The organism is Flavobacterium sp. N1994, from assembly GCF_025947145.1.
Lineage (GTDB): Bacteria > Bacteroidota > Bacteroidia > Flavobacteriales > Flavobacteriaceae > Flavobacterium.
Window position 1 is genome coordinate 2,066,849 of sequence record NZ_CP109999.1, and the last position, 26,242, is coordinate 2,093,090.

At 35.4% G+C, this 26,242-nt stretch carries 15 protein-coding genes; 8 read left to right on the top strand and 7 right to left on the bottom strand.

Annotation, left to right across the window (positions count from 1 at the left end; genetic code table 11):
• Nucleotides 1-268: 268 nt before the first annotated feature.
• The 3 genes from recO to gdhA all read right to left on the bottom strand — a co-directional run bounded on the left by recO (nt 269) and on the right by gdhA (nt 4,741).
• On the bottom strand, nt 269-982 hold the full coding sequence (gene recO / locus OLM53_RS09180; RefSeq protein WP_264519932.1) for a DNA repair protein RecO: 714 nt from the start codon (nt 980-982) through the stop codon (nt 269-271).
• Nucleotides 982-3,273: a T9SS type A sorting domain-containing protein gene (locus tag OLM53_RS09185; protein ID WP_264519933.1), complete on the bottom strand. Its 2,292-nt coding sequence runs from the start codon at nt 3,271-3,273 to the stop codon at nt 982-984. The genes recO and OLM53_RS09185 overlap by 1 nt, the downstream gene beginning before the upstream one ends.
• Nucleotides 3,274-3,397: 124 nt before the next feature.
• On the bottom strand, nt 3,398-4,741 hold the full coding sequence (gdhA, locus tag OLM53_RS09190) for an NADP-specific glutamate dehydrogenase (protein ID WP_264519934.1): 1,344 nt from the start codon (nt 4,739-4,741) through the stop codon (nt 3,398-3,400).
• A 263-nt stretch (nt 4,742-5,004) separates the two neighbouring features.
• Here gdhA and OLM53_RS09195 point away from each other — a divergent pair, with 263 nt between their 5' ends.
• Nucleotides 5,005-5,787 (top strand): THC0290_0291 family protein, encoded by a 783-nt coding sequence (locus OLM53_RS09195; RefSeq protein ID WP_264519935.1) that lies wholly within the window; start codon nt 5,005-5,007, stop codon nt 5,785-5,787.
• Between the two features lie 7 nt (nt 5,788-5,794).
• Here OLM53_RS09195 and hflX read toward each other — a convergent pair whose 3' ends face one another.
• A complete protein-coding gene (hflX, locus tag OLM53_RS09200; protein ID WP_264519936.1) occupies nt 5,795-7,024 on the bottom strand; it encodes a GTPase HflX in 1,230 nt (409 codons plus the stop codon).
• Nucleotides 7,025-7,211: 187 nt separating this feature from the next.
• On the opposite strand from hflX, the gene OLM53_RS09205 reads away from it, so the two are divergent.
• From OLM53_RS09205 to OLM53_RS09220, 4 genes are all read left to right on the top strand, one after another.
• A complete protein-coding gene (locus OLM53_RS09205; RefSeq protein WP_264519937.1) occupies nt 7,212-14,363 on the top strand; it encodes a fibronectin type III domain-containing protein in 7,152 nt (2,383 codons plus the stop codon).
• A gap of 41 nt (nt 14,364-14,404) precedes the next feature.
• Nucleotides 14,405-15,325 carry a type IX secretion system membrane protein PorP/SprF gene (locus OLM53_RS09210; protein WP_264519938.1) on the top strand — a complete coding sequence of 307 codons (921 nt, stop codon included), beginning with the start codon at nt 14,405-14,407 and terminating at the stop codon, nt 15,323-15,325.
• Nucleotides 15,326-15,344: 19 nt separating this feature from the next.
• Entirely contained in the window at nt 15,345-17,213 is a 1,869-nt protein-coding gene (locus OLM53_RS09215; protein WP_264519939.1) for an OmpA family protein, read from the top strand.
• Between the two features lie 129 nt (nt 17,214-17,342).
• A complete protein-coding gene (locus tag OLM53_RS09220; protein ID WP_264519940.1) occupies nt 17,343-17,567 on the top strand; it encodes a hypothetical protein in 225 nt (74 codons plus the stop codon).
• Nucleotides 17,568-17,753: 186 nt separating this feature from the next.
• Here the strand turns inward: OLM53_RS09220 and OLM53_RS09225 are convergent, their stop codons facing one another.
• The 3 genes from OLM53_RS09225 to OLM53_RS09235 are packed head-to-tail and all read right to left on the bottom strand — an operon-like array spanning nt 17,754 to nt 22,618.
• Nucleotides 17,754-19,154: a DUF5689 domain-containing protein gene (locus OLM53_RS09225; RefSeq protein WP_264519941.1), complete on the bottom strand. Its 1,401-nt coding sequence runs from the start codon at nt 19,152-19,154 to the stop codon at nt 17,754-17,756.
• 18 nt (nt 19,155-19,172) lie between these two features.
• Nucleotides 19,173-19,766: a DUF5017 domain-containing protein gene (locus OLM53_RS09230; RefSeq protein ID WP_264519942.1), complete on the bottom strand. Its 594-nt coding sequence runs from the start codon at nt 19,764-19,766 to the stop codon at nt 19,173-19,175.
• Between the two features lie 11 nt (nt 19,767-19,777).
• Nucleotides 19,778-22,618 carry a TonB-dependent receptor gene (locus tag OLM53_RS09235; protein ID WP_264519943.1) on the bottom strand — a complete coding sequence of 947 codons (2,841 nt, stop codon included), beginning with the start codon at nt 22,616-22,618 and terminating at the stop codon, nt 19,778-19,780.
• A 139-nt stretch (nt 22,619-22,757) separates the two neighbouring features.
• Here OLM53_RS09235 and OLM53_RS09240 point away from each other — a divergent pair, with 139 nt between their 5' ends.
• The 3 genes from OLM53_RS09240 (at nt 22,758) to OLM53_RS09250 (ending at nt 26,180) form a co-directional block, all read left to right on the top strand.
• On the top strand, nt 22,758-23,867 hold the full coding sequence (locus OLM53_RS09240; RefSeq protein WP_264519944.1) for an endonuclease/exonuclease/phosphatase family protein: 1,110 nt from the start codon (nt 22,758-22,760) through the stop codon (nt 23,865-23,867).
• A 63-nt stretch (nt 23,868-23,930) separates the two neighbouring features.
• Nucleotides 23,931-24,467, top strand: coding sequence for a 3-hydroxyanthranilate 3,4-dioxygenase (locus tag OLM53_RS09245; protein WP_264519945.1), 537 nt, complete (start codon nt 23,931-23,933; stop codon nt 24,465-24,467).
• Nucleotides 24,468-24,626: 159 nt separating this feature from the next.
• Complete coding sequence (locus tag OLM53_RS09250) at nt 24,627-26,180, top strand: aldehyde dehydrogenase family protein (RefSeq protein ID WP_264519946.1); 1,554 nt, start codon at nt 24,627-24,629, stop codon at nt 26,178-26,180.
• The last annotated feature ends 62 nt before the right edge of the window (nt 26,181-26,242 follow it).

Below are 26,242 nucleotides of genomic sequence, written 5' to 3' on the forward strand. Positions count from 1 at the left end.
TGTGAGTTATGCGTGATGCGTGATAAGTTTTTGCGTTAGTTGTCTTAGCTTACATCTGTAATAATTGACATTCATAACCTTTGAATACCGTTTGCTTCCTAGTAAAAGCATAGCAATACCATAGCAAATCCATATCGAGTCCATAAAAAATTAAAAAACTATGGAGTAGCTATGGAGTAGCTATGGAGTAGGTATGGACTAGCTCAAAAGAAAACGGCCTTTTAGAATTACTAAAAGTTGATTTTAGAAAGGTATTAATTGGGTAGCTTTAAGCAAAAATTTCTTTTAAAACCTCTAGTGATTTTGGGTTTTTAAAGCCATCGAGATGATTGGTATAATAGGAAAGAAGTGTTTTCAGAAGAATTTGTCTTTCTATTCCAGCAAAGACTTTTTGATTGCTATCAAATTTAAGTTGAAGCAATCGTTTGAACAAATGAGTTTCGTGCTCGCTAAGGCAACTTGTTCCTTGAAAAGGAATAAATATGCCTTCTTTTAAGTCAAAAAACTTGAAATCAATTTCTGTGTCGTCGGGGTAAAACCCGAGGAATTTAGTCATCTCTAGCATCAATATTAAATGGAAATTGGCTACTTCATCATGGGCGTCAAGCCAAAGCAAAGCAGATTCTAAGAATAGATAGAGATTTTCGTTTTTTTCTTCTTCGTGGATACTGTGATGGAGGATTTCAGAGAGAAACATAACGATAGTACTTTTTACAATATCGCTGCTGATAGTTTGGTAGGCATGTGCCAATTTTATCTCTTTGAAATGTTCAAGCGTGCCTTTATTTTTATGATTGGCTTCTATTTCGAGTAAGGTCAGCGATTGAAAATAGGCAATCTTTTGGTTTGATTTTTTAGCCGAAAAAGCATTGGGTACAAAATAACTTTTTAGCCCATCAGATTGGGTCAAGCATTTCACAATCAAGCTTTTTTCCTGATATTTTATGGATGAAATGACGATGGCTTTAGTTTTGACTAGCATTATCTGATAATCATCACTTTTTTGACGGCAGTTTCTGAACCATCCGCTGCTGCGATAAAAATCATGTAAACCCCCGAAGCTACTTGGTATTTTCCGAAAGCCGTGGTGTCCCATTCAATGGTTCCTCCTTCTGAAGTGGTTTCGTATACTAAATTCCCTTCGATATCAGCAATTTTGATATTGGCTTTTGAAATTAATCCAGCTATTTTAACGGTACCTGTAAATTCAGGTCGGACTGGATTTGGATACACATAAACAGCATCCAGATTATCTGCTGGTCTGGTTGAAGTTCCTTGAAAAGAAACTAATCCTTTGTCTGTTGCAAAGAAAACTTCTCCGGTAGTGGCATTGATTTCAACATCATTTACAATATCACTGGGTAAAGGCGAATTATCAGTTGTGAAATGATAAATCGTTTCTTGTCCATTGGAAGAAACCAGAAAGACTCCTGAATCGGCAGTTGCTATCCATTTTTGATTGGAACCATTTACAGCAATATCGGTTATATATAATTGTCCTAACAATTCACTCGGGGTACCATTTTCTAAAATGATTATCGAATTAGCCTTTATTTGTTCTGTCGAATTATAACTGCTGGTACTTGAAATAACTCTTAATCCACGGTTTGTTCCTATCCATACTTGACTTCGATTGTCTATAGCTAAGGCTCTAACGTCAACTGAGGGAAGGTTCCCCAGGTCTACTCCTTCGGTAATTTTTTTATAAACATTATCACTTTCATTAAAAGCAATAACACCATCAAGATAAGTTGCCATCCATTTTGTACCACTTTTATCAATCGCAATCCTAGAAAAATCACCATTATTATAATCGGATAAAATAGTTGACATATCATAAGCTTGCCATGAACCGCCTTGTCTTAAGACATTCAATCCATTTTTTACACGACTATTGGTAACCCATAAATTCCCCGATCGATCAAAAGCCGAAGCCGAAATTCTTATACCAGTAGTTGAAGGGGAGCCGAGCGATTTCAAGCTACTATTACTTTCATTAAAAAGTGTTGTTGGAATGTCTGATTCCAATTCTAATAACCCTCTATTATAGGAACTTGCAAATACTTTTGTTTCATCATTTGGGTTTACAGTAATTCTTGTTAATGCTTCAGTGCTGGGAAGATCACTATAGGGAATATAAGTCCATAAATTGGTCTCATTGTATTTACTTATTCCAAATTGAGTAAGAGAAAATCCAATGTAAGTATACGGGTTGTAGGTTATATCATATCCTCCATAAACGGCCCATAAATTTGAAGAAGAGCTATTTAAAGAGAAGATATTATTCATTTTTGGACCATTAGGCATTAAAAATTCAAAATTGGTTGGATTGCTAATGGTACTGGAAACTATTCCGTTTTCATTTGTACCTATGTACAGGGTATTATTTACGACCGTTGCACAAGAAAATGTTACTGGAATGCTTGTTATTTGTGATGTTTGTATATGTATCGTTTGAGCTAAGGAAGTGTTGTAAACATAAACATTGTTGGCAGTAGTTACAATCAAATAATTATCATACACTCTGATATCAAGACCTGACTGACCCATATCACCAATCTCAACTTGGGTATTGCCCACATATTTGTAAAGTTTATTATTAGTACTCATCACAATCAATTGATTGTTAAAAGTTACAATTCCTGTTAAATAGCCATTATCAAAAACCTGCCATTGTGCAAAATCATTCAAATTTGGGTTGGTTATCGCCGCTTTTCTAATGCCGTAATATTGAGTATTGGCATAAATATCACCATTAAAAATAGTAGTTTGGTACACCTTTATTTCCAATCCATTAGGCCCAATAAAATAAGTGTCTCCAAACTCTAAAGTGTTTAGATTATATTGCACGATTCCAAAATCACAAGACACATAAACAATCCCTTGGTATTCCATAAAGTGATTCACTTTTTTGATATTAGCGGGAATGTTTTTATTAATAATATCTACTACTTTTAAGATACTTCCATCAGCATCATTGATAACAATTAGTAGCCCATTTTCATAGCCGACAATTGTTTTATTGGTTGTTTCACTATGATAAATGGCAGAAATAGTTTGTCCAGAAAGACCATCTATTGTATTGGTGGTTTTAAGCTCATTGGTAGTTAAATTTTTGGAAAACAGCGAATTTTCGGCGGCGGCATAAATTCTAGTGGTTGATTCGGAAACATCCTTAATTTTATTATAGGAAAAGTATCCTTTCCAATTTTGATTTTGGGAAAAGCCTAATTGAAACGCGAGTATCAGAAGCCACAGAAAATACTTTTTCATTAAAAAACAATTTGCATACAAATATAGTATAAACGGGAAAATTATCCTTTTGTTGTATGAGCATAAAAAAATGCCCTCATTGCTGAGGACATTTTTTAGTTTTGGTTGGTTTTTATTTTTGGTTTTATACGATTCCTTGAGCAAGCATTGCGTCAGCTACTTTTACGAAACCTGCAATATTAGCTCCTTTCACGTAATCAGTATATCCGTTAGCATCTGTTCCGTATTTTACACAAGCTGCATGAATGTTACTCATGATATCTTTTAAACGTTGATCTACTTCTTCTGAAGTCCAGCTTAAACGTAAAGAGTTTTGAGACATCTCAAGACCAGATGTGGCAACACCTCCAGCATTTGAAGCTTTTCCTGGAGCGAAAAGTATTTTTGCTTTCAAGAATTCGGTAACTGCTTCTGGAGTTGAAGGCATATTAGCTCCTTCCGCAACACAAGTACATCCGTTAGCAATTAACATTTTTGCTTCGTCACCGTTTAACTCGTTTTGAGTGGCACATGGTAAAGCGATATCACATTTTACTTCCCAAGGACGTTTTCCTGCTACGAATTTTGCAGAAGGATATTTAGCAACGTAATCAGAGATTCTTCCGTAGTTTACATTTTTGATTTCCATGATGTAAGCCAATTTCTCAGCGTTGATTCCATCTGCATCATAAATGTATCCTGAAGAATCAGAAGCAGTAACTACTTTACCTCCTAATTCTGTTGCTTTTTCTATAGCGTATTGCGCTACGTTTCCAGAACCTGAAACTACTACTGTTTTTCCTGCAAAGCTTTCTCCTTTTGTGGCTAACATATTTTGAGCGAAATAAACATCTCCGTAACCTGTTGCTTCTGGGCGAATCAAAGAACCTCCAAAAGTAATTCCTTTTCCGGTTAATACTCCGGTGAATTCATTTCTTAATCTTTTATATTGACCAAACATGTAACCTACTTCTCTTCCTCCAACACCAATATCTCCAGCAGGAACGTCAGTGTCAGCACCGATGTGTTTAGCTAATTCCGTCATAAAAGCTTGACAGAATTTCATGATTTCGATATCCGATTTTCCTTTTGGATCAAAATCAGAACCTCCTTTTCCACCACCCATTGGTAATGTAGTTAAACTGTTTTTAAATGTTTGCTCGAAAGCTAAGAATTTAAGGATGCTTAAGTTTACAGAAGGGTGGAAACGAATTCCTCCTTTGTAAGGTCCGATGGCCGAGTTCATTTGAATTCTGTAACCACGGTTGACTTGAGTAGTACCAGCATCATCAATCCAACAAACGCGGAACATGATTACTCTTTCTGGCTCTACCATTCTTTCCAAAAGCATTTTGTTTTGGTATTTTTTATTTTGTTCAATAAACGGAATTACTGTTTCAGCAACTTCCATAACTGCTTGCATAAATTCTGGTTCATGACCATTTCTTTTTGCAACCAATTCCATAAATGCGTTAATACTTTGTGACATAAATTATACTATTACTGTTTTTTAAGAAATCGATTTCGTAAAATCGGACAAATATACATTTTATTCAAATAAAGGCGTTATTTTTTTTAAATTCTACTTGTTTTTATGGTTATGTTATGAAAACATAAATAAAGGTATCAAACTGATGACCTTTAAAACTATTTGATTATTTTTTCGTATATAAATCAAGTATTTTTTATTTTATTTTATAACTGATTGATGTTTTTATATATTTGTCGAGATTTGAACTAATTAGTATGCAAATGCCCAAGAAATTTATCATAACCTTATTGTTGTTATTTTGTTTATCAAATAGCGCAAATGCTCAATTTGGCTTTTCTCATGAAATCGGCGCCATTGTGGGTCCTGTTGCTTTTCAATCTGATTATGGGGAGAGACATGATCTTAAAACCAATTTGGGAAATACCGGTTATGGTATTGGGATTATTCATTATTTGAATTTCTCTTATAGAGCAGAATGTAATTGTTATACCCCTGAAACTTATTTTAATGACCACTTTAAATTAAGAAGTGAATTGTCCTATAATAAAACCAATCTTAAGCACTATGGTCAATGGGTAGATCCAAGTAGAACCTCTTTAGTTGCTGATCAATTGAGAGCGATGAGAGGAAGTACAGCGGTAACTAATATTGGTATGCAATTAGAGTTTTTCCCATTTAGTGTAAGAGAGTTTACCTCTACAATTGGCTCGTTAGCTCCATTTATAAGTTTGGGAGGGCAATTCAGTTTTTATGATCCTAAAGCTTGGTCAGAATTAGGTCCGTTAAACACGCCGATATCTACACCTATTAAATACATGAATGCTACAACTAATCAAGGTGGTACTGTTTGGTCAATAGTTTCGAGTGTTGGTTGCCGATATAAATTGACTGAATTATCCGATTTGATGTTGGATATGAGACTTCAATATTACTTTTCGAATTGGGTTGATGGTTTGAATCCTGACCCAACTAGATATCCAGAAAACAGAGCAAACGATTGGAATGTATGGCTTAATTTTGGATATATATACTATCTTAACTAGTAGTTAGTTATTCCTCTCCTTTTTCAATGGCATCTTTGTAATCTGGATACAAAAACTGATTATACGGAAATCTTGTAATATGAATGCTTCTTACGGCTTCGTATACTTTTTCTCTGAATTCCTCGAAGTTTTCTTTATTAGTAGCAGAAATAAATAAGGCATTTTCTTTACCAACATTGCTCATCCAAGTAGCTTTCCATTCCTCAAGCGTGTAATGTTTTGTTGTTTTTTCTGTAATTAAATCATCATCCTCAATCACTTCATTCTTGTAAGCATCAATTTTATTAAAAACCATTATGGTTGCCTTGTCATTACTTTTGATATCTTGCAAAATTTGATTAACCGAAGCAATGTGCTCTTCAAAATCGGGATGAGATATATCAACAACATGCAATAATAAATCCGCTTCTCGAACTTCATCCAATGTACTTTTGAAAGACTCGATTAATTGGGTTGGTAATTTTCTAATAAATCCAACTGTATCTGAAAGCAAAAAAGGAAGATTTTTGATAACCACTTTACGAACTGTGGTATCCAGTGTGGCAAATAATTTATTTTCAACAAAAACTTCACTTTTACTGATGACATTCATTAAGGTTGATTTTCCAACATTGGTATAACCAACAAGAGCAACACGTACCATGGCGCCACGATTGCCTCTTTGAACTGACATTTGTTTGTCAATGGTTTTTATTTTTTCTTTGAGCAAAGCAATTCGGTCACGAACAATCCTTCTATCCGTTTCGATTTCTGTTTCTCCTGGACCTCTTAGTCCAATTCCTCCTTTTTGACGCTCTAAGTGTGTCCACATTCCAGAAAGTCTTGGTAATAAATATTGGCATTGAGCCAATTCAACCTGAGTTCTGGCATAAGAAGTTTCAGCTCGCTGTGCAAAAATATCAAGAATCAAATTTGTTCTGTCAAGAACTTTGCAGTCTAAAATTTTGGAAATGTTTTTTTGTTGAGATGGTGATAATTCATCGTCAAAAATAACGGTTGAAATAGCATGTTCTTTTATATAGTGGCTAATTTCATCCATCTTACCAGTGCCTAAAAAAGTTTTAGGATTAGGTTTCTCTAATTTCTGAGAAAATCTTTTGATTACCTCACCTCCTGCAGTAAACGTTAAGAACTCTAGTTCGTCTAAATATTCCGTTAACTTTTCTTCACTTTGATTTTGAGTAACGATACCAACAACGACAGTTCTTTCAAAATTTATAACTTCTTTTTCTAGCATTTTAATTTAATTCTCCGACAAAATTAGGGATTTGAAAATTAAAAAATCATATTAATACCATAAGAATTGGAGCTGAAATGCCAATTGTTTTATCAAAAAAATTAATATTCCTAATTATTTCATAAATTTTGCTAAATTTGGACTTCAAAATTTTAATTTTTCCACAAACAACTAAAATTTTCATTTCATGAAAAAATTTACTTTACAATTATTGTTTTTATTCATTTCTATTAGCGGTTATTCCCAATTGGCTTTAGAAGGTTTTGAAAACACAACAGGTCCAGTCGCTGGACCACTCCCAACAACGTGGGCATTAGGAACAGGCACATGGTCTGTTTTTGAAAAAAATACGCCAACCAATGTCGGCTCTGGACAAAGCTGGGGTCTTAATCCCACAGGTTCTACAACAGTACTCCCTTATCAGGGAACTAATTGTGCTTATGTAAATAGAGAACAAATAAATCAAGGAAGTACTTCTGAAGATTATTTGTCAACTCCATCCGTTCTCATTCCTACCAATGGAGAGTTGCACTTTTTTACTAGAATGTTTACTAGTGGAGATCAGGGAACTATTTATCAAATAAAAGTGGCTCCAGCAACAGCAACTCCTTCAGATCCTGCTGCCTATACAACTTTAGTCCAGCAATGGACAGAAGCAGATTTAATTATACCTGTAACTAACTTTAATGTTTACACAGAAAAAATAGTTGATTTATCAGCTTTCGCTGGTCAAAATGTATATGTGACTTTTGTAAAAATAATTACTCAACCAACTACCATTACTGCCGGTGATCGTTGGTTAGTTGATAATGTTAGTATCAATTCAAAATGTTTAGTTCCTTCCCCTACAGCTACTACTGGGATTACACAAAATGGGGCGTCATTAAACTGGGCTAACCCAAGTGGTGCTACTTCATGGGAAATAGAAATTGTTCAAGGTACTGGTGCTCCAACTGGAACGGGTACAATTTACAATGGAACATTACCTTATATTGTTACTGGTTTACTTCCGAACACTACCTATAAATATTATGTTAGAGCATTATGTTCTACAGGTTACACTAGTGAATGGTCTGCAGCATCAACGCCTTTTACCACAGGTACTGCGCCTCCAGTTTGTGGAGGTAATTTTGTAGATGCTGGTGGAGCAGCAAATCCTTATGCTGCCAATTCAAATGTTACTACAACCATATGCCCAACTAATCCTGGTGATGTAGTAACGGTAACTTTTACAGCATTTAATACTGAAGCTACATGGGATGCTTTATACGTTTACAATGGTAATGCTGTTGTGCCTGCAAATTTAATTCCTAGTAGCAATGGTGCTGGAAATGTGCCAGGTGGTTTAGCTGGTGGCTATTGGGGAACAACAATTCCTTGTCCATTTACTTCTTCAGATGCTAACGGATGTTTAACTTTTGTTTTTAGAAGTGATGGTTCTGGACAACGTGATGGTTGGATTGCCAATATTACTTGTGCGCCACCTCCACCTTGTAGAACACCAACTGCAATAGCTTCAAGTGCACTTACTTTCAATTCGGTTACATTAAACTGGACACAACCAGCCAATCCGGATACTTCGGTAGCTTCTGCATGGCAAGTACTAGCATTGCCTTGTGGTTCACCTGCTCCAACAGCAGCAGCAACTGGTTTTATAGATGTTACTACACCTCCACCATACAACCTTACAGGGTTAACTCCTGCAACGTGTTATGATATATATGTTAGAGCTAATTGTGGTTCGGCAACTAGCGCTTGGCCTTGTACTCCTAAAACTATAACAACGTTAGCTGCGCCACCTATATGTGGTGGTAACTTTGTAGATGCTGGTGGAACAACTAATGCTTATGCTGCCAATTCAAATGTTACTACGACAATATGTCCAACTAATCCAGGAGATGTTGTAACTGTAACTTTTACATCATTTGATACTGAAGCAACTTGGGATGCCCTATACGTTTATAATGGAAATGCTGTGGTTCCAGCTAATTTAATTCCAAGTAATAATGGTGCTGGAAATGTACCAGGGGGCTTAGCTGGAGGATATTGGGGAACAACGATTCCTTGTCCATTTACTTCTTCGGCTCCTAATGGTTGTTTAACTTTTGTGTTTAGAAGTGATGGTTCTGGTCAAAATGCTGGATGGGTATCCAATATAACCTGTGGACCACCTCCTCCTTGTAGACTACCAACTGCAATAACCACAAATACAGTTACTCACAATTCAGTTGTGCTAAACTGGACACAACCAGTAAATCCTGATACTTCTGTAGCTTCTGCTTGGCAAGTGTTAGCATTACCTTGTGGTTCAGCTGCACCAACAGCAGCAGCAACTGGGTATATTGATGTTACTACACCTCCACCATACACTCTTACTGGATTAAATCCAACAACTTGTTATGATATTTATGTAAGAGCTAATTGTGGCTCAGCAACTAGCGCTTGGCCTTGTACTCCTAAAACTATAACAACTTTAATTGCTCCACCTGTTTGCGGAGGTACATTTGTTGATGCTGGTGGAACAACAAATCCTTATGCTGCCAATTCTAATATTACAACAACTATATGTCCTACTAACACAGGAGATGTCGTTACTGTAACATTTACATTATTTGATACTGAAGCAACATGGGATGGTCTTTATGTTTATGATGGAAATACTGTGAATCCTGCAACTTTACTCCCAAGTACTAATGGGGCTGGAAATGTTCCAGGAGGTTTAGCTGGTTCATACTGGGGTACTTTAACAGGAGGTGCTTTACCGGGTCCATTTACTGCAACAAACCCTAGTGGTTGTTTAACTTTTGTTTTTAGAAGTGATGGTTTTGGACAAAATGGAGGTTGGAATTCTACAGTAAATTGTGCACCGCCGCCAACTTGTTTAAAACCTAATACTTTAACTACTTCAAATATCACTGCTACGTCTGCCTTATTAGGTTGGTCTGATACTAATATTGTACCTGCTTCTCAATGGGAAGTTCTCGTTTTACCATTTGGTTCACCTGCACCTTTGCCAACAGCAACAGGAATAATAGTTTCTTCAAATCCAGCTTTAATAACGGGTTTAAATCCAGCGACAAAATATACATTTTATGTTAGAGCCGTATGTAGTTCTACTGACCATAGTGCTTGGTCTGCTGGTAAAGATTTCTTGACGTTAATCATTAATGATGAGTGTGCTGGAGCTATTTTTGCTCCTGTAAATTCTTCTTCTGTTTGTCAACAAATTACATCTGGTACAGTTGCTGGGGCTACTGCATCTGCTGGAGCAGTTGCACCATGTCTTGGAACTGCTGATGATGACTCTTGGTTCCAATTTGTAGCTACTAATCCTTTCTTAACTGTTTCTTTACTGAATGTTCAAGGATCAACAACCAATTTGAACTTTGCAGTATATTCAGGTAGTTGTGGTGCATTAACACGAATATTTTGTAGCACTGCCAATAACCTTACAGGTGTTGTAAATGCATTGACTATAGGCCAAACTTATTATATAAGAGTATATTCTAATGCAAATACTCCTCAAACCTCTACATTTGACTTGTGTATTTCTACTCCTGCAAGCTGCATATCCTCTCAGTCTGCATGTCAGAACTTAAGTTATCAAAATACAACAGGTATTACTAGTCAAGGAACTATAGGTTGTTTATCCTCTTCACCGAACCCAACTTATTATACTATAAACATTCAACAGAGTGGACCAATTAATTTATTATTAACACAGTCAACTACACAAGGTGGAACTCCTAATCTTGATGTTGATTATGCTGCATGGGGGCCTTTTACTGACACCGCAACTGCTTGTGCGGCTATTGGTAATCCTCCTACTTTAGCACCGGGTATAGGTGTCCCTATAAGTCTAACAACTGGTTGTAGTTTTTCGGCTGCGTCAATTGAAAACTTAAACATTGTGAATGCCATTGCTGGACAAGTTTATGTAATTTTAATTACTAATTATTCTGATGATCCAGGTTATGTTAGTTTAACTCAAACAAATTCTACTGATCCTGGCGCAGGGGTTTATTTCTGTTGTCCAAATGCGTATTTTACTTATTCTCCTGTTTCCTATTGTAAACAAGCAGGAACTTCTAATCCAATAGCAGTAATTACTGCTGGTTCTCAAGCTGGTGTTTTCTCATCAACTTTGAATCCTGGCTTAGTATTTGTTAATACGGCTACTGGGGAAGTTGATTTAGCTGCAAGTGCACCAGGAAACTACTTGATTACAAATACTGTTGCTGCATCAGGTTCTTGTTTAGCAAAATCACAATCTTATTCTATTAGCATTGTAGAACCTACAGCAGCTACAATTAGCTATTCAGCTCCATCATATTGTCAAAGTATTACAACACTTCAAACTGTTACTCAAACTGGAACGCCAGGAGGAACTTATTCTGCAACACCAAGTATTGGTTTAAGTATTAATCCAACAACTGGTGACATTAATCCAAGTTTGAGTTCTCCTGGTATATATACTGTAAAATATGGTATTCCAGGTTCTGTTTGTACTACAGGAGATCCAACAACTCAGGTTGAAATTTTAGCACTGCCTACTATTGTTCAACCTTTGCCAGTAGCGGCATGTTATTCTTACACGCTTCCTGCATTGGCTGTTGGTAATTATTTTTCACAAACTGGTGGAGTAGGTTCAATAGATCCTACGGTGCCTTTAACAAGTTCACAAACAGTATTCATTTATGCTGAAGGAGCTAATGGTTGTATTAATGAAAAATCATTCCAAGTGACCATAAATAGTGTACCAACACCTACATTTTCAACGCCTACACTATCCGCGTGTACGACTCCAACTGGTTCAGTTACTGTTTTAAGCCCGATTGGAACCACTGGGTCAACTCCTGGGGATTTATTTATATCTCAAGTTACTGATGCCACTACTGGTTCATTAACCTATGTTGAAATTTACAATGGAACAGGAGCACCAGTTAATTTGAGTAATTACAAATTAAGAACATTTAATAATGGCTCGTCTACGGTTACTACTGTTTGTGATAATACACTATCTGGTATAGTAAATAACAACAGTACTTTTGTTGTTGCTGTTGGTGGAAACACCAATGCACCTGGTGTTGTCCCTAATCAAACTTTCGCAGGTTGTACAGGAGTAAATCAGGATGATTGTATTAAACTAACAACTTTATCCAATACTGTTATTGATGTTTGGGGAAGAACAGATGGTGTAGCATTTACACCATTGAATCAATCAGGATATAGTTATAGTAGATTAGCTTCGTCAACCCATCCTAGTACTACATTTAATCCAGCAGATTGGACGGTTGTCGATTGGACAGCAACTACTGAAGATTATAGCGGTGTAGGAATTTATTCCTTAGCCACTTCAAATTATCAATATAGTATTGATAATGGAGTAACTTTTCAAGCTGGTTTAACTTTTAATAATTTAGCTGCTGGAAATCACATTTTAATTGTTAAGGATTTAGTGACTGGCTGTTTATCAGCTCCTGTTAATGTACTTATTGATGCTATTAACGCTACGCCATCAGTAACTACGTTTACATATACAACACCTATTTGCCAAAACGCAACTGCTAATCCTTTGCCAGATACTTCTGCTACAGGATTTACTATTGGTGGACTATTTTCTTCTAACCCAATAGCTGGAATCGATATTAATCCTACAACAGGTGAAATCAATTTAGCTAATACAACGGCTGGAACATATGATATTACCTATACTTTTGCATTTAATCCTACAACATGCCAATCGTATAGTACTACTACATTTACAGTAGTTATTACTAATGTTATAACACCTGTGTTAGGATTTAGTTATACTTCTCCTATTTGTCAAAATGCTCAGGCCACTTTATCTCCAACATTAGATGCTGGATTTACAACTGGAGGAACTTTTGGTTCAACAACTGGTTTGACAATAGATACAACGACTGGTGTGATAGACTTATCCACAAGCACAGCGGGCGCATATACCGTTACATACACAGTTCCTGGAACAAGTTGTCTTCTTGCTACTAGTGCTACTTCTAATATAGTTATCAACCCTGTGATAACTCCAATTACGACATTTAGCTATACAACTCCTGTTTGTCAAAATGCAACAACTAATCCTATTCCAGATACTTCTGCTACAGGATTTACTATTGGTGGAACATTCTCTTCTAATCCTGCAACAGGCATTGATATAAATCCTACTACAGGTGAGATTAATTTAGTCAATACAGTTGCTGGAACTTATGTGATAACGTATAATGTCCCATTGGATGCTACAATTTGTCAATTAGCTAGTACTTCAAGTTTCACAATTGTTATAAATCCTATTGTGAATCCAATACTTGGGTTTACCTATACAACTCCTATTTGTGCAAATGCACAAGCTACATTATCTCCAACATTAGTTGCTGGATTTACGACAGGAGGAACATTTGCTTCATCAACAGGATTATCAATAGACGGTACTACTGGTGTGATTAATTTAGCTACTAGTACTCCTGGTCCATACACAATAACGTATACATCAAATCCAAATGCTCCGACCTGTTTGATTGGTGGTACAAATACATTTAATATTGTAATCAATCCTGTAATTACTCCAGTAACTGGTTTTAGTTATAGCACACCTTTCTGTTCTAATGATAGTGTTAATTTACAATCACCTTCTTTAACAACAGGATTTACAACTGGCGGTACATATAATTCAACTACAGGGTTATCAATTGATAGTACTACAGGTGTAATAGATCTTGCAAATAGTACACCAGGTACATATACTATAACTTACGCTGTTCCTGCTAATACATCAACTTGTCAAGTGGCTTCAAGTAATACTGCACAAGTAATGATAATACCTCCTGTAACGATTGACCTTGTTGGTGGTTGTCAGAGTATAAATTATGTTTTAACCGCTAATCCTACAAATAGTTCCTTTGACCCTCTAACAGCTACTTATGCTTGGCACGATTCCAATGGTGCACTCGTTGGCAATACACAAAGTATAACTGTTTTAACCGTTGGTATCTATACCGTAACCGTTACTGTTGACGGTTGTTCAACCCAATCACCACCTTTTAATGTAGAAACCGTATTTTGTGTTATACAAAAAGGTATTTCCGTGAACAATGATGGATTAAATGACACTTTTGATTTAACTGGTTTTGGTGTTAAAAAACTTACTATCTTTAACCGATTAGGTATGAAAGTTTACACTCGTGATAACTACTTAAACGAATGGGGTGGTAAATCTGACAATGGTGATGAACTTCCAGATGGTACGTATTATTATGTAATAGACAGAAATAATGGCGAGACCAAAACGGGATGGATTTATATCAATAGAGCTCAATAACACATTAGATAATTTGTATTCAAAATAAAAACAAACACAAAATGAAGAAACTATATTTCATTGCGATATTGGCTTTAGCGATTACCGAGTTAAAAGCACAGCAAGACCCGCATTACACGCAATACATGTATAACATGAGTGTGATAAATCCGGCATATGCTGGTTCAAAAGAAAGTTTATCTGGAGGTTTACTTTACAGAGCCCAATGGGTTGGAATAGAAGGAGCGCCAACAACAGGTACCTTCTTTCTCCATAGTCCTGTGGGTAGAAATGTTGGTTTGGGACTTTCTGTAATTTCAGATAAGATTGGTCCTGTTGAAGAAAACAACATTTATGGTGATTTCTCATACACCCTAAATTTAGGAGGAGAACATAGATTAGCCTTTGGTTTAAAAGCGGGAGCTACTATGCATAAAATTGATTTTGCAACGATTTACCCAACGTTGCCTAATCCTTCTACGAGTGATCCGTTTTATGCATCAAATCCGAATAGTACGTTTTTAAATATTGGTTCAGGACTTTTCTACTATACCAATAAATATTATATCGCTTTTTCTGTTCCAAACATGTTAAGATCTAAATATTTAGATTTCAATGGAAGACAATACGGGACGGATGTCATACATTATTTCTTAACTGGAGGGTATGTGTTTGATTTAAATCCGAATTTAAAATTCAAACCTTTTGCCATGATAAAATCGTCAGTTAACGCACCAACATCTTTTGATGTTTCTACAAACTTTATGTTTTATGATAAGTTAGAGTTAGGAGCAACTTATAGATTGGAAGACTCTTTTGGGGCTATGGTGAATTTTGCCATTACACCAAGTTTAAGAATCGGATATGCTTATGATCACATCATCTCTGATTTAAAAGTAGTAGCACCAGCTTCTCATGAGTTCATGCTATTATTTGATTTGAACTTCCCGAAAAAAGTATCACGTTCACCAAGATATTTCTAACCTAAAGTACTTCTAAAAAATGAAAAATCTATATATAGCATTAAGTTTTGTGGTCATCAGTCTTACTGTTTCGGCGCAAAATAAAAACACTAAATCAGCTGATAAATTATTCAATAGATTTGAATATGTTGATGCAGCCAAAGAATATCTAAAATTGGTTGATAACGGCAAAGCAGACCCTTACGTTTACAAACAATTAGCCGATACCTATTACAACATGTTTAATTCTACGGAAGCTGTTAAATGGTATGCCAAAGCTACAGAGACTAATCAAGAGGCCGAAACATATTACCGCTATGCTCAAATGCTAAAAGCTAATGGGAAATATGAGGATGCTAACAAACAAATGCAAAAGTTTGCGGCTGCAGCTCCAAGTGATTCTCGAGCTAAGGCATTTAAAGAAAATCCTAATTACGTTCCAAGATTATTGGATAAAACCAAATTATACAATGTTAATCCTTCTGATATCAGTAGCGATAAGTCTGATTTTGGAGCGGTGCTTTACGACAACAGTTTGTATTTTGCTAGCGCTAGAAACGGAGCTAGAAAAACGTATGGTTGGACAGATGAGCCTTTCTTAGACATTTATAAAGCAGATTACAATGCTGATGGCACTATCACCAATGCTTCTCCACTAACCGATTTAAATTCTAAATGGCATGATGGTCCAATCACTATTAGTGCTGATGGAAATACGGCTTACTTTGCCAGTGAGAGTTTTAAAGAAAAAATATCGGAAAAAGATAAAAAAGCCAATGCTAAATTCAGTCAAGTGTACTTATTCAAAGCGGTTAAAACTGGAGATAAATGGGGAGACATTACGGCTTTACCGTTTAATGATAAAACCTTTTCCAACAGTAATCCAAGTTTAAGTCGTGATGGTAAAACATTGTACTTTTCTTCAAACCGACCTTCAAGTGTTGGTGGAACAGATATTTGGAAAGTAGCTATTAATGCAGACGGAACGTATGGTGAACCTCAAAACTTAGGGGTAAAAGTAAATACCGAAGGCAATGAGACTTTTCCTTTTATAGCCGATGATAACAAAACATTATATTTTGCTTCGAGTGGTAAACAAGGATTTGGTGGCTTAGATGTGTATCAAATAGATTTATCTAATGGTTCTGAAGCTAGTAATTTGGGTAAACCAGTAAATACGGAGAAAGATGATTTTGCTTTCACGTTTAATGAAAGTAAAAAAGCAGGTTTCTTATCTAGTAATCGTAATGGAAACGACGATATCTTCGCTGTAAGTCCGATTTGTGGTGTAGATGTTCAAATTGTAGTTACAGACGCTAAAACAGGGGCTATTTTAGCTAATGCTAGCGTTTCTATATTGGATGACAAGAAAAATGTTATCGCTACTGAAATGGCTAATGCTAAAGGTGAAGTAAAATATAGAGTGGAATGTGACCGCGCTTATGTAGTGCAAGCTTCAAAAGACGGGTATGAAGGCAGTACTTTTGCAGTGACTAAAAGTAAAGGGCCATCTGCTACTGTGGCTGCTGCTTTACAACCTATCGACGTTATTGTAACAGAAACAGAAATTATTTTGAAGCCTATTTACTTTGAATTTGACAAAAGCAATATCACACAGGAAGGCGCTTTTGAGTTAGACAAACTAGTTCAGGTGATGAAAAACAATGATAAAATGGTGATCATGGCAAAATCACATACCGATAACAGAGGAAGCGACAAATACAACTTATCACTTTCTGATAGAAGAGCAAAATCTACTGTTCAATACATTGTTTCGAAAGGAATTGCTGCTGATAGAATTTCAGGAAAAGGAATGGGTGAATTAGAACCAAAAGTAGATTGCGGAAAAGATTGTACTGAAGCACAACATGCACAAAACAGACGTTCTGAATTCTTGATTGTGAAGTAAGATCAAAATAATTAAAAAACAAGAAGTCCCGTTAATTCATTTTAACGGGATTTTTTTTGTTTATAAGCATTGATGATGCTCTTTTAGAAGAAAGAGTTAAGTGAGGAACTAAAATGACTATATCAGGAGTTGAATTTAACAAGTCAGGAAGTGAATGTAGCTGATCAGGAGGTGAATGTAGTAAATCAGGAGGTGAATTTAACAAGTCAGGAAGTGAATGTAGCTAATCAGGAAGTGAATGTAGCAAGTCAGGAAGTGAATGTAGCAAGTCAGGAGATGCATGTAGCAAATCAGGAGGCGAATGTAAGAAATGGGGGTCCGACTATTGTAGGCAAGAGATTGCGGGCGAATTAAAGCCTTTTTTTATGTGTTAAATTGAACATAAAGTCACATTGTTGGGTTGTGATAAAACAAGCTCTTAATTAGCGTTATTTTGATTTGTCTTTGGCTATGTGATTCATTTGCTTTAAACACTAATAAGTGTATAAAAAAAGAGTCCCGAAATGATCGGGACTCTTTTTTATTTAAAGTACTATATGATTAATTAATAACGATATTATCTATATCAACAGTTGTGGTAACAGGGGGTGCTGTTGAAATGTTAGTCCCTGTATATTCAAATACAAAATAACCGTTTCCTGTAACAGTAGCAGGAATGTTATAAACTCCTGAGCTAGAGAATGTAGTTGTTGAACCTGTTGGTAATGAAAAATTACCTGTAATATCATAAAGAGTAGCATCAGAAATTTTCATTCCTAGCACATAGTCAACAGTTCGATAAATTTTAAGTCCTAATCCATTTGTATAAAAGCCTGCTTTGATGTCAAACTTAAAAGTACTGGCAGCTGTCATATCAACTGGAACTATAAAATAGGTTCTATTTTGTTCAACTTCACCACCAAAAGAGGACATTTCTAAATAACCTCCAGATTTAACAAACCACTTCTTAGTAGTGCCAACATTTGCAAAGTTTATATACTTTGGAAAGGATACAAATGACAATGAACTTGCCAATGGATTGGAAAAAGAAGTTTTATAAATATAGTTGGAAGTTGCTGGATAACTAGAAAAATTTTCATTTACAGTTGCAGGAAAATTATAGGTTCTTGGATTCGTCAAATGAAAATCTGCTTCACTTCTTACAATGAATTGATAATCGTATGAGTATTTAGTCATTACTCCTGTTATACTTCCTCTACCTGTAGGAACATTATTAACTGAAAATGGGGCATACTGACTAATTCTACAAAAATATCTAGTTCCTCCTAAAGTTGCATCAACAATATCATGATTAGTAGCATAGCCGCCTGAATCAACATCGAAATAAGTTCTTGCGATTGAATTATCTGCAAACTGAACATTATCTATAGTAATTAAGGTATTCTGTACTGCATCTGAGGCAGCTGCACTTAATGACATGTGTCTAAGCAATTTGCTTTCGTCTACAATAGTAGCAGAAGGGAATAAATAGTTGGCCAATACTGTTCCCGAAATTCCTGTTAACTGAGTAGAATCAGCAGGATCAACAAGACCAATTTGCATTGAACCATTTACCTTTGCAATAGCAAGACCTTTTAATTTGATATATATTTTTCTACCCGTAAAAAAACCTCTTTGGAAAAGCATAGTTTGGTCAGCACTTACACTAAATCCTATTGGAGTTCCATCGGCAGTTTGAACATCTTGAAGAGAAATAGACTTGTAAAAAGTTCCAGCAGCATCGGTAGATGTAACATAAGCTTCAATAATATCATCACCAGTATATACGGTTGGTGTTGCAGATATACCAGCAGCGATAACTTGAGCAACTGTTTTTGTTGGTGTAAAAGAATACGTTTGCACCTCTTGGCTTACACTATCGAATGTATCACTTTTTGTACAACTTGAAAAAGCTGCAAAAAGAACAACAAGTAAGCTTAATTTTAATATGCTTTTTTTCATTTTATTTAAAATAATTTATTAATAAAAAACTCTAACGTTATCAACTTGATAACCTCCTGTTAGAGATGATGTTCCTTTCACTTTGAATGCAAAATACAATGTTCCTCTATAAGATGACAAATCGATTATTCCTGAATCAACATATACATATTTTTTGGTGTTTTGTGTTGGAAAAGTAAAAGAGACTTTTTCCCAACCTGCATTATTAAATGATACTCCATCATAATCGGTAGAAACATAAAGTTCAATTGAGTTATCAATATTACGAACAAAACCATCTTGACATGATTGAAAAAATAATTTCTCTCCTTCTTGAGCATCCATATTGATAGGAGGTGAAATTAACCAAGAGACGTTAACTGGTTGTCCTGATTGGTAGGAGCTAAATTGAGCGTATCCATCATTATTGTATGAGCCTTGTGACCAAAGTTTGGTTCCTATTTGAGCAAAACTACTCCATCCAGTAGTTGCTAAATTACTATCATCAAAGTTTTCTGCAAAAATAGTTTTTTTGGCAGATGGCACTTCAACATCACTATCTTTTGTACAGCTTGAAAGCACTAAAGCTATCATGCTAACAAAAAGAACTGCATTACATTTCATTGTTTTCATAGTATTTTTTATTAAAAATTAATATATAAATTTAAGAAAAATGTTCTTCCGTAGCCATAAAAGTATTTTGGAGCAAAAGCTGGAGTAGCTACTGCACCAGCTCCTGGGTTATTAGGATTAACATGAGGCGTATTGTCTTGAACTAATTGAGTATAGTTAGAGTTTCTTGCTTGTTCGAAACCACCTGTTTTGTATTTTACATCTAATACATTGCTTATGCTGGCATTAAATCCAAAAGTGTTTTTGCCCACTTTCCAAGATTTTCCACCATTAAGATTCAATAAAGCGAAATCATCAAATTTCTCTTGTTTTAATAATGATGCTGCTATCGTTTCTGAAGCCCCTGGGATTGGCACTCCTGGAGAAAAAATTGGATCATCGTATAAACGTGCTGTTCTAGTAATTGGAGCCACATCAATATAGTTGTTTGCCAAATAATTTATATTAGCACCAATAGACCAGAATTTAGGGTCTCTGTATTCTAATCCTACAGAAGCCGCAGTTTGTGGAGTTCCAGCTTGTTTGTAGTTTTTAAGTTTTGCTTCACCATAATTAACAACAGGAGAAGTATTTGTTCCCGAAGCTAATGCATCAATATTTAAAGACACATTTGGATTGTTATCATAAATAAACTCTCCATAAGCAGCACTTGCTGTTACCTTTAAAATGGAAAGGATTGGATATTCCATACCAAACTCTAAACCGATATTTCTTTTATTGATGTTAGAAACTGTTTCGGCAACGAATGCATTACTTTCATTAGCATTTGTAGTTGGGTCATCTATTCCGGCACCATCTCCAAAGAAGAAAGAAGTTTCCGTTTGATTTTTAATAGAAGAGTAATAAGCTGTTAATCTTGTTTTAAGTTTTGGGCTATTAATAATGTAGCTAGCGTCTGCAGATGTGATAGTTTCGCTATTAAGATTAAGCGTTGTGTTATTATTTAATCTTGCATTATTAAATGTATTTCTCAAGTTAGGCGCTTTTGTCATGTACCCTGCGTTAACAACAAAATATTGTTTCCCAGTAATTTTATAAGTAAGACCTCCTTTGAATCCGAAGTTGTCAAAAGTAACCTTGTCACTTGTACCAAATGAGTTAGTTGGATAATATCCGTTTTTATACAATCCTTCTCTTTGGTATTCAGAGCGAGAGTATGTTTGTGCTAAGAAGAAATCTACTTTTTTGTAAACAAATTTGAACTGCGTGAAAGCGTCTATATTGTTTGAAGTTAGATTGTAATTGTAACCAAATGTATCTCCAGCAACAACAGTTCTATTTGGATTGTTTAGATCTGATTGTTGTTGGTTAAACCCAACCCCAAAAAGAGTTACATCTCTAAAATACGTACCTCCTAAAAGGTCAAGCATTTTTTGGTAATTATGAGAAGTCAAATTTCTATAAGTTGCTCCTGCATTAAAGGTAATACGATCTGATAATTGAGAGTTTAAAACGGTATTTGCTGTAAACTGTTTGTCATCCGTTCTATCTTCATATAAGGTGTAGTAACTGTGACCGTCTCCACTATGTTGATTAGCATATACTAAACCGTCCCAATTGATTTGTCCATCTGCTAAAAAAGCTGCCTTTTTTAAATCTGCTTCAGCGAAATCTGGAGAATAGTTTCCATTGGTATCATAGTATGAAGTTTCATAACTCGGTAAGTTTTTATAATAGGTTGGATCTGGATTATCACCACCTTGATATGTAAGTCTAGTATTTCCAACTTTACCAAATTGATACGAAATATTAGTGTTTAAATTAGTTTTAGAAGTTACTTTCCAATAATGACTTAATATTAATATTGGTTCTTCAACAGTTTTAATTCTTGAATTTCTGTGTTGACCATTTTGCCAACCCCAATAAGAGTTATATGTTTCACCTTTTAAATCGGTAACTTCTTGTGTGTTTGGAGAATTTTTACCTCTAACATTTTGTCCTAAAATTGAGGTAAAGTTCAAACTGTGTTTGTCGTTTATTTTCTTTTCTACACTGGCAAAAAAGGAATTTGCATTGTAGGTAGTTCCTTCAAAGAATCCTTCATTTGTAAAACGTCTAGAAGCAGAAATTACATAGGCCCAACCGTCTCTTCTCATACCAGAAGCTACAGTTCCCATTAATCTACCTGAGTAATTTGTATTGGTAACACCTGCAGATAATCTATTCCCAGGTCTATACAATGACGCTCTAGTATTGATTTCATTGGTTCCTAAAATTCCACCAAAAGAATAATCAGATGGAGCCATACCTAAAGTATATTCCTGATTTCTAGTAGCGTCATTTAAACCTCCCCAATTACTAAATTGTGGTCTCCCGTCATAAATTTTATTCATCATAATACCATTTATCATGGTAGTTCCATATTCACTATCAAGACCTCTTATTCTGTATCTAGCTTGCCCCCAATTAAAAGCGGCCGCTTGTTGAAAGGCATCACGAGAAGCTTGTAATAAACTAGAAGTGCTTTCTGATCCACTATTGTCATCTCCTAAATCATTATCTGTAATAGCTATTAATGCAACTTGCTGATCTACAGAAATATCTTCTTCTAAGACTATAACTCCTAAATCTAACATTTTTCCTGCTTCAACATCAACTGAAAGTAACTGATCTTTGTATCCTGCTGATTTAATTTGCACTAATTGACTACCTGACGGTACTTCTTTAAATGTAAATGCACCTGTTGCATCTGTTAAGGTTGTTAAATTTGTGTTTTGAATAGTCGCAACAACATTTGGTAGAGCTTTTTGGGTCTTAGTATCTACAACTTTCCCTTTAATTCCGGTTGTTGTTTGTGCAAAAACAAAAACCACCTGCATTACAAATAAAGTACTAATAACAAGTTTTTTCATAAATAAAATTTATATTAATTTTTCCTTACCCTAAGTCTTAATAAAAACTTAAAGCTGACAAATGTACATCTTTTAATAATATTATATACATTTGGCATCAAGTTTGTAGAAAACTTGACAATTAATTAATCTACATTTTATGAGAATTAAAAAGTTTATAGCTCTTTTCTTTGTTTTATTCGCAATTTTTGGCGCAAATGGCCAAGCAAAAAAGTATATAGTGCATACAGTTGCCTTCTACAATTTTGAAAACTTATTCGACACTATTAATGAAGCAAACATGGATGAAGAGTGGTTACCAAATGGCGTTCAAAACTGGACTTCAAAAAAATACCATCAAAAGTTACAAAATTTGGCTAGGGTCTTATCTGAAATAGGTACCACTGAGAATCCAAATAATTCTCCAACATTGATTGGTGGTGCCGAAATTGAAAACCGTGGAGTATTAGAGGACTTGGTAAAAGAACCATTGTTAATCAATAAAGATTATGGCATTGTTCATTTTGATTCTCCTGATAAAAGAGGAATTGATGTGGCTTTATTGTACCAAAAGAAACATTTCAAGCCTACTAGTTATAAAAACATTCCTTTGTTGATATACAAAAACCAATTAAAGAATAACGTCAAAGAAAAAAACGACAAAGACGATGCTGCCGATGACAAATCTGAGGTAGATAAAGACTTAGATAGAGTTTTTACTAGAGATGTATTATTGGTAACTGGTTTACTTGATGGAGATGAAATAAATATTATTGTAAACCACTGGCCTTCTCGTTCTGGTGGTGAAAAGAAAAGTTCTCCTTTCCGTGAGGCCGCTGGTAGATTAGATCGAAAAATAATGGATTCCATTTACAAAGTCAACCCAAATGCTAAAATCATCAACATGGGAGATTTAAATGACGGAACATACAACAAAAGTGTAAAAGAAGGTGTTGGCGCTATGCGTAAAAGAGAAGAGGTGAAACAATTTGGTGTTTACAATCCGTTTGAAGAAATGTTCTACAAAGGAAATGCGACTCTTTTTTATCGTGATGCTGGAGATATTTTTGACCAAATTATGGTTTCCGAAACTTTAATTCAAAAAGATTTTTCAAGTTTCCGTTATTGGAAAGCTGGAATTTACAACAAGCCATTTATGATAAGTACCGTCGGTCAATATAAAGGCTATCCGCTAAGGCATAGTATGACAGAAGTTGGATATAGTGATCACTTCCCTTCTTATATTTATCTGATAAAAGAAACGAAATAAATTTTTAAAGTCCCAATGATATTGGGACTTTTTTATTTTGTAATTTCGTCAAAATAATTTACCATGGCTATTGCAAAACCGTTCAACCTCAACAAATGGATTGAAGAAAACCGTCACTTACTAAAACCGCCAGTAGGGAACAAAAATTTATATATTGATTCTGAAGATTATATCGTTATGGTGGTTGCGGGTCCTAATGCCCGAAAAGATTATCATTACAACGAAACCGAAGAATTATTCTATCAGTTGGAAGGTGACATTACGGTATATGTTCAAGACCATGGTGAAAAGAAAGCTATGACACTTTCGGCAGGAGATATGTATCTGCATCCTGCTAAAACCCCACATTCTCCTAGCAGAACTGAAGGTTCAATTGGATTAGTCATAGAGCGTAAACGGGTTGGCTCTGATGCAAAAGATGGTTTGCTTTGGTTCTGTGATAGTTGCAATCACAAACTCTACGAAGTCTATTTCCCATTGACCGATATCGAAAAAGATTTTCTACAGCACTTTGAACATTTCTATACTTCTGAGCACTTAAGAACTTGTTCTAAATGTGGTACTATTATGGAAACTGACCCAAGATTTACGCCAGAATAACAATCAAAATTTATTTATAGAAGCTATTCCAGCTATCCACTATATCTTTTTATGATTTAGCAATCATAAAAAGGATGCCGTTCCTATCTGGGCTAAAATTCAAAATAATCATTTACTTTTGCAGTCAATACATTTTACAAACAAACAAACTATAATATAATGTCAACAATTGCGCAACAATTCGGCATGACCGAAGCACTTAAAGCACTAGGTGTAAAAGAAATAAACGAAGGAACTTCCACAGGAAACAATTGGTTTTCTAACGGAGAAGTATTTGAATCGCATTCGCCAGTAGATGGCCAATTAATCGGAAAAGTAAAAGCTTCTACTGCTGCCGATTATGAAAAAGTAATGCAAACTGCAACCGAAGCTTTCAAAACATTCCGACTAATGCCAGCGCCTCAACGAGGAGAAATTGTGCGTCAGTTTGGAGAAAAATTGCGTAAAAACAAAGAAGCTCTAGGGAAATTGGTTTCTTATGAAATGGGAAAATCATTGCAAGAAGGTTATGGAGAAGTTCAAGAAATGATAGATATCTGTGACTTTGCAGTAGGTTTGTCACGTCAACTTCACGGATTAACGATGCACTCAGAACGTCCTGGTCACAGAATGTATGAGCAATATCACCCCCTTGGAGTTGTCGGAATCATTTCTGCATTTAATTTTCCAGTGGCTGTTTGGGCTTGGAATACAGCTCTAGCTTGGATATGTGGAGATGTTTGCGTTTGGAAACCTTCTGAAAAAACACCTCTATGTGGAATCGCTTGTCAAAATATCATTGCCGAAGTATTGAAAGAAAACAATCTTCCAGAAGGAATTTCTTGTTTGATTAATGGGGATTATAAAGTGGGGGAATTAATGACTCACGACAAAAGAATTCCACTAGTTTCTGCAACAGGTTCAACTCGTATGGGTAAAATTGTTGCTCAAGCATGTGCAGCTCGTTTAGGAAAATCATTATTAGAATTAGGTGGAAACAATGCTATCATTGTTACTCCAGATGCTGACATCAAAATGACAGTTATCGGAGCGGTTTTTGGAGCAGTTGGAACAGCAGGACAACGTTGTACTTCTACTCGTAGATTAATCATTCACGAAAGTATATATGACAAGGTAAGAGATGCTATTGTGGGTGCTTACGGTCAATTAAGAATCGGAAATCCATTAGACCAAAACAATCATGTTGGACCACTTATTGACAAACATGCGGTTGAAATGTATAATAACGCCTTAACTAAAGTAGTTGCAGAAGGGGGTAAAATATTAGTAGAAGGTGGCGTTCTTTCAGGAGAAGGTTATGAAAGTGGTTGCTATGTAAAACCAGCGATTGCCGAAGCTAATAATTCCTTTGAAATTGTTCAACATGAAACTTTTGCTCCTGTCTTATATTTATTAAAATATTCAGGCGATGTAACTAATGCTATTGAAGTTCAAAATGGAGTAGCTCAAGGATTATCATCAGCTATTATGACTAACAATTTGCGTGAAGCAGAAGCCTTCCTTTCTGTTGCAGGTTCTGATTGTGGAATTGCGAATGTAAACATTGGAACTTCTGGTGCTGAAATTGGCGGTGCTTTTGGTGGTGAAAAAGAAACCGGTGGCGGACGCGAATCGGGTTCTGATGCATGGAAAGTGTACATGAGAAGACAAACGAATACTATCAACTACACTACAAGTTTGCCTTTAGCACAAGGAATTAAATTTGATTTGTAAAGAAGGATAAATTACTTTAAACAAAAAACTCCCAAGACATCTTGGGAGTTTTTGTTTACTAA